Raw genomic sequence first — 5,865 nt, 5'->3', positions numbered from 1 at the left:
CTGGCGAGTGCCGAGATGATCGTCTCGACCAGCCGGTCACTCTTGAATTGAGCAGGGGAGACGTTCACCGCGACCGACATCCCCGTGGGCCACGTCATCGCATCGCGACAGGCCTGACGGATGACCCACTCGCCGATCGGCACGATCAGACCGATCTCCTCCGCCAGCGGGATGAAATCGAGGGGCGAGATCATCCCGCGCTCGGGATGCTTCCAGCGGATCAGGGCCTCGCAGCCAATCAGCCTATCGTCGTCGAGCTGCAATTGTGGCTGATAGTGAAGCTGGAACTCGCGACGCGCCAAGGCTTGACGCATGTCGAGTTCAAGTCGGCGGCGCGCCTGCATGCGCGCGTCCATCTCTGGCTCGAAGAACCGGTACGTCCCGCGCCCGTCGAGCTTGGCTCGGTATAAGGCTAGGTCGGCGTTCTTCAGGAGCTTGTCCGCACTGGTCCCGTCGGCGGGCGCGAGCGCGACACCGACGCTGGCTCCGATCGTCAGGAGGTGGCCCTCGACCATGTAGGTCCGGCCGATCAGATCGACGATACGCCGGGCCAGCGCCTGTGCGTCGGCAGCCTCGCGAATGCCGGTTTGCAGGATGATGAACTCATCACCACCGATCCGGGCCACGGTGTCCGTGGGCCTCACGGTCGAGCGCAGCCGGTCGGCGACCTTCGCCAGAAGTGCGTCGCCGATCGGGTGACCGAGCGTGTCGTTGACCGGCTTGAACCGGTCGAGATCGATGAGATGGAGAGCGCACGCCTCTTCGTTGCGCTGCAAGCGTGCTAGGGCTTCAGCCAGGCGTTCTCGCAAGAGCAGGCGGTTTGGCAGGCCGGTAAGTGGATCGAGACGCGCCAACTCGTCAGCACGCGCCTCGTTCGCCTTGCGGGCGCTAACATCCTCCAGTGTTGCAACCCAACCTTCACCCGCGACGGAACGGATCTCGACCTGCAGCGTGTGATCTTGGCCCGCCACCTCGAACGAAGCGGAGATTTGGAGATCGCGTGCGCCTCGCAGGGCCTCAAAGATTTCTTGCCGCGATTGCGAAGCGCCCGTGCACAGAGCTCGGAGCAATTGCCGTGAGGATAGATTGCCGGTCCGCTCAATATTCATATTGTAGAAGAGGCGCTGAGCGGGGTCGGTACAGATAACGACCCGCCCGGAGGCATCTATCATCAATAGGCCGTACCGGATCACGGCGAGACACCGGTCCCAGATGTGAAGCGGAGCAGCACTGGGATCCAATTGGATCGTGAGTGGCACTACATTGCACTGTGCCGCGCCGAGGTGGTGCAGATCAGCGCTCATCGCACGAGGACCCTAGATTGAGGCTGCCGGGCAGCCCATGAGACAACGAACAGCACGTTTATAAGCACGAATGTTTAAATTGAGGTGCATGGCCAATGGGATTATTCGGTGTTCCTGCGCGTTAGGCGTCGAGACCAGAACAACCGTTGTTAAAAATTTATGAGGTTCAACGCGCAATTTTTACTTATTCTGCAAATTGGACACGAAGCACCTGAAGATTTAGACTGAAACACCAACATCCGTTATTCCGAGCGTATTTGGCTTGGCCTAAATATAGGCCGCAAGCATTGATTTTTTCAGGTTGCATCCGTGGCGATTTACAACCTATGCCGACCGCTTCTCCTCGGCGCAGCTATCGCGTTCCTGACAGCGTTGCTGGCGCTCGGACCTGTCAAAGCTGATCTCCTCAGCGTTGTGCGGATCGTGCTGCAGAAGGGTCGGCACTACGACCCCACCGACCTGTTCTTGCGTAAGGGGGACTCTATCACCTTGGTCAACGGCGACGACAGCGCGGTGCACCACGCCTTCATCGAGGCCGATCGCTTCGCGTTCGACGCCGGCGACCAGGAACCCGGCAAGCAGGCGACGCTGACCCTCAAGGAGCCCGGCGACTTCATCATCCAGTGCGGCATCCACCCGAAGATGAAGCTCACCATCCACGTTCAGTAACTCTCAGCCTCTACGGCTGGCAGCGCCCACACATTCCTTTAGGCTGGGGGACTGAACGCTGTAGCCACGGGCTTGAAGGATCGAACGAGATCGTCGTCCAGTTGCCCGGTCATGCCCTCCAGAATGCCATAGGATTTCTGGCCAGACATGGATGCCCGGTATGGACGCTGCTCGATCAGCGCCCCGTAGACGTCGCAGACCGTCACCAGGCGCACGAAATCTGGGATCTCCCACCCTCGGAGACCATCGGGGTAGCCGGTCCCATCGATCATCTCGTAATGCGAGCGAACGGCCGCCAGCAGTTCGTCACCGAAGCCGGCGCCCACGAGCATGGCGTGGCCATGCTGCGCATGCGTGCGCATTACCACCATCTCCGAATGGGTGAGACGGCCCGGCTTGTTCAGGATCTCGATGGGGACGTGGATCTTGCCGACATCATGCAACAGGGCGGCACGGGTCAGGTGGTGACGGTCGGTCGGACGTAGCCTCAGCGCCCCTGAGAACGCGGCGGCGAGGGCGGCGACCAGCAGGCAGTGCTGGTGGGTAGCATCGTCGAACTGCTGAACCGCGTGGACCCAGTCATGGATGCCGGTGTCGCTTACAGCGCGCACGACCAATTCGGTACCGGCATCGGCGGTGGCGGGCGTGATCGGTCGACCGGAGAATAGGGCGTGCTGGAAGAACTGTCGGGCCTCGGCGGCTCGCGTTCGAGCCAGTACGGGGATTGATGCCCCCTGCAGGCGCTCTACGGCGCCGAGCATCTGCTGCACCGCTGCCGTAGCGGTCGCGCCTAAGACCCGAGCCTGAGCTTCTGCACGGGCGGCATTACCGTGCACGAGGAACAGGTATGGGACCCCCTCACCGCGGAGCCGAGTCAAAGTGCGGCGCAAGCGAACGATGGCCTCGGAGGTGAGCGCCTCGACATCGCTGACAATCAGGGAGGGATCTAGGACTGGCAGTGCGTCATCGTACAGATCGTGGACGTGGCACGGTCGGCGCCTGCCGAGATCCCGCGACAGACGCTCGCCACGAGCGATATCGTCGGTGATCAACAGAACCTCGACCATCGCATGTTTATCCCGTCTTCGGAGGATCAGCACAAATTTGAACCTCAGCCATCCTGATGCCTTGTGGCGAAAAGGGATGGCCCTAACCTGGCAGTAGACCTCGCTCCGCTGTCGTCCGACAGGTCTCCGCCTGCTGGATGAACAGATTGATCTGAGCCAGTCCTTCACGCGCCCCGTCGCGCAGCTCTGCGTTGATGGCCTCGATCGGCGCGTCGCAACTCGGTGCTCGCGCCTCTAGATCAGCCAGAACAGAAGCCAACTCGACTCGCTGTCCACGAAGCTTCGTCAGAATGGCGTCGAACCGCGCGACCGATAGGTTCGGGGCGCGTCCCTCAGCCAGTAGTTCGGTCGCCAGCGTGTCAAAACCGGCGAGTGCGGATGCCTCGTCGCGCTTCAGCCGCAGAGGGATGATCGTTCCGGTCATGATCAACCTGCCTTGAGATCATTTCCGCCAGTTCGATATGGTCCCTGACGCAAGCCCTGCTTCAGCGCGTGCCGCAGCGCTGTAACCCGATCCACCGCCCAGTCGAGGTTCCAATATGGGGCCATCCGGCCTCCGATTGCCCGGTCGATGCGGGCACAACTTGTCGCGTTGGGCCCCGTGGGATCTTCGACCGCCGCGCGCACGAGATCTTCGAGTGCATCGTCGAGGCTGCGCCGTACAGCGGCGCTAACCTCCGATAGCTGCGCCCAGTCATGCTTGAGGATGGGGGCGGTCAAATCGGGGGGCTGGGCCATCGTCAGGCGACCGCCCGTGCGGCTTCCCGCACCTGCCGCGTGGCGGCATCGACCTCCTCGCTCGCACGGGCGATCGCCTCCATACCCCCCGCGATCGTGGTCACGCCGTGCGCGGCCGTGTGCATGCTGCCGGACATCTCCCGCGTCACCGCCGACTGCTCCTCCACCGCCGCGGCGATCGCGGATGAGACCTCGTCCAGGCCGCGGATCGTGCGCTGTATCGATCCGATCGCATCGACCGCATCCCGAGTCGCCGCCTGTGTCGCCACGATCTGCCCGCGGATCTGGTCGGTCGCCTTGGCAGTCTGCTCAGCTAGGGCCTTCACTTCGGAGGCGACCACCGCAAAGCCCTTACCCGCTGCGCCGGCGCGCGCGGCTTCGATCGTGGCGTTGAGGGCCAAGAGGTTCGTCTGCGAGGCGATGCCCTGGATCATGGTCACGACGTCGCCGATCTGCGCCGCCTGCCCGCTCAGTCCCGCCACGATGCTTCCCGTGTGCCTGGCCTGCTCGACCGCCTCGCCGGCCATGCGCGCGGCGTGGCTGACCTGCTGGCTGATCTCCCCGACCGAGGCTGAGAGTTCCTCCGCCCCCGATGCCACGCACTGGATGTCGTTCGAGACCTGTCCGACCGTGCCGGCGGCCTCAGCGGTCTGCCGGGTGACGTTCTCGACCGCAGAGCCGATCGCATCGAGGTCCGCACCGATCGCCCGTTGCGCCTCGGCCCGGCGCTGACGCTCATGCACCTGCGCGGTGATGCTCGCGGCGAACTTCACCACCTTCACCACGTGCCCGTCGACATCCTTGATCGGGTTGTACGTCGCCTGGATCCAGACCTCGCGGCCACCCTTGGCGATGCGTCGAAATTCGCCCGCCGCGAACTCACCGCGTCCGAGGCGGTCCCAGAACCCGCGATAGGCTGCGCCGGCCTGCTCAGCGGCATCGACGAACAAACTATGGTGGCGACCTACGATCTCGTCGAGGCGGTACCCGACGGCGTCGAGGAAGTTCTGGTTGGCTTCGAGGATCGTGCCTGCAGGATCGAAGGCGATCACCGCCTGCGAGCGGTGCAGGGCGGTGATCTGACCATCGAGATCGAGGGCGCGCAGCTTTTGGGCGGTGATGTCGGCGGCGAACTTGACCACCTTGACGACGCGTCCGGCGCGGTCGAACACCGGGTTGTAGCTCGCCTGGATCCACACGGGCCGGCAGCCCTTGGCGATGCGTTTGAATTCGGCGGACTGGAAGGTGCCTCGTCGTAGGGCATCCCAGAACGCGCGGTACTCGGCGCTGTCGCGGTGCGCGGCCTCGACGAACATGCCGTGGTGCTGCCCCTGAACCTCAGGCAGAGTGTAGCCCATCGCCGTCAGGAAGTTGACGTTGGCGGTGAGGATGGTGCCGTCGGGCAGGAACTCGATCACCGCCTGCGAGCGGTCGAGTGTGTCGAGTTTGGCCGCGTGATCGACGTGCGGGCGCATTCTACCGAACATGGTCATCGACTCCGAGGATCGTTGAGGCTGCTCGACGACACCCAGGTGGCCGAAGGCCTACGGTGCAGCCCACCGGCGCATCACACAGATGTGGCACCGTTAGCTGCGATACTGCATGCCAAGGGTTATTTATGGCTTAACGCCACAATATAATCGATCAATACGGCAGATTATAACCTAGATTAATTCTAATGGCCTGTATTCACATACCTGTGATCGACTCGAATGCAATTTATGCGTGCTTGAATACGCCCAAGGCGCGAAGAACACCGGTCAAGGCGTCGTTACTTACGCTCGTCGGCTCGTAGCGTCCGCTGGCGCTTTCGGCGGGGCGCCCGAGCCGCCGGATCACCTCACGCTCGAACGAAACGAAGTTCTCAATGTGTCCATCGGCGGTGCGCAACGACCGGCAATCGATCTCAGCCCGGTACTTGGTGCCACCGCCGCGGTAGTTCGCGAGGTAGCTGTGGAAGCGCTCGCCCGCCGCCAGAGCGCGGTGGAACACGTCGAGCGTCTCCCGGCGGGTCTCCTTGCCCTGCATGAACCGGGGGCTGAGCCCGATGATGTCGTCGAGTTCGCGCCTGACGAGACGGCCGAAGG

Annotated in this window: 6 protein-coding genes; 1 reads left to right on the top strand and 5 read right to left on the bottom strand. The window is 63.1% G+C overall.

The window, feature by feature from the left end:
- The coding region (locus MKK65_RS19885) for a putative bifunctional diguanylate cyclase/phosphodiesterase (protein ID WP_243959898.1) at positions 1-1,304 on the bottom strand (1,304 nt) is incomplete at its 3' end.
- Positions 1,305-1,613: 309 nt separating this feature from the next.
- Here MKK65_RS19885 and MKK65_RS19880 point away from each other — a divergent pair.
- A complete protein-coding gene (locus MKK65_RS19880; protein WP_243959897.1) occupies positions 1,614-1,973 on the top strand; it encodes a hypothetical protein in 360 nt (119 codons plus the stop codon).
- Positions 1,974-2,011: 38 nt separating this feature from the next.
- Here MKK65_RS19880 and MKK65_RS19875 read toward each other — a convergent pair whose 3' ends face one another.
- From MKK65_RS19875 to MKK65_RS19860, 4 genes are all read right to left on the bottom strand, one after another.
- On the bottom strand, positions 2,012-3,040 hold the full coding sequence (locus tag MKK65_RS19875; protein ID WP_243959896.1) for an HD-GYP domain-containing protein: 1,029 nt from the start codon (positions 3,038-3,040) through the stop codon (positions 2,012-2,014).
- Between the two features lie 82 nt (positions 3,041-3,122).
- Positions 3,123-3,464, bottom strand: coding sequence for a hypothetical protein (locus MKK65_RS19870; protein ID WP_243959895.1), 342 nt, complete (start codon positions 3,462-3,464; stop codon positions 3,123-3,125).
- A 316-nt stretch (positions 3,465-3,780) separates the two neighbouring features.
- On the bottom strand, positions 3,781-5,265 hold the full coding sequence (locus MKK65_RS19865) for a methyl-accepting chemotaxis protein (RefSeq protein ID WP_243959894.1): 1,485 nt from the start codon (positions 5,263-5,265) through the stop codon (positions 3,781-3,783).
- 232 nt (positions 5,266-5,497) lie between these two features.
- Positions 5,498-5,865, bottom strand: a 368-nt coding sequence (locus MKK65_RS19860) for a histidine kinase (RefSeq protein ID WP_243959893.1), incomplete at its 5' end; no start/stop codon positions are given.

It is taken from the genome of Methylobacterium sp. J-001, from assembly GCF_022829565.1.
Taxonomy (GTDB): Bacteria; Pseudomonadota; Alphaproteobacteria; order Rhizobiales; family Beijerinckiaceae; genus Methylobacterium.
Note: the sequence above shows the minus strand (reverse complement) of the source record. Positions and strands in the feature narration are given on the sequence as shown.

Coding starts and splice junctions, on each gene's coding strand:
- MKK65_RS19875 (WP_243959896.1), bottom strand. CDS start 3,040: ATGGTCGAGGTTCTGTTGATCACCGACGATATCGCTCGTGGCGAGCGT.
- MKK65_RS19870 (WP_243959895.1), bottom strand. CDS start 3,464: ATGACCGGAACGATCATCCCTCTGCGGCTGAAGCGCGACGAGGCATCC.
- MKK65_RS19865 (WP_243959894.1), bottom strand. CDS start 5,265: ATGTTCGGTAGAATGCGCCCGCACGTCGATCACGCGGCCAAACTCGAC.